A 338-nucleotide genomic window follows, 5' to 3' on the forward strand; every position below is an offset into this window, starting at 1 on the left:
ACGCCCTTGGGCTGGCCGGTGCTCCCGCTCGTATAGAGGATGAAGAGCGGATCCTCCGCGCCCATCTCCTCGGCCGGGCAGTCGTCAGTGACCTTCCCGGCCTCCTCGTGCCACCAGTAGTCGCCGCTGGGGCGCCAGGCGACCTGGTCGCCGGTGCGGCGCACGACGAGGCACTTGACCTCGTCGTAGTCGTGCAGCAGCGCCTGGTTGACGTTGTCCTTGAGCCGGGTCTTGCGGCCGCCGCGCGGCGCGGTGTCGGCGGTGATCACGAGCTTGGCGTCGCAGCCGTTCACCCGCGCGGCGAGCGCATCCGGCGAGAAGCCCGCGAAGACCACCGA

The 338-nt window shown here is 70.7% G+C and carries 1 protein-coding gene; it reads right to left on the reverse strand.

Going from position 1 to position 338, the window contains the following annotated elements; translation table 11 throughout:
- A partial coding sequence (locus DRV85_RS18930) for an AMP-binding protein (RefSeq protein ID WP_147238909.1) occupies window positions 1-338 on the reverse strand: 338 nt, incomplete at both ends.

The organism is Rhodosalinus halophilus (assembly GCF_003298775.1).
GTDB lineage: Bacteria > Pseudomonadota > Alphaproteobacteria > Rhodobacterales > Rhodobacteraceae > Rhodosalinus > Rhodosalinus halophilus.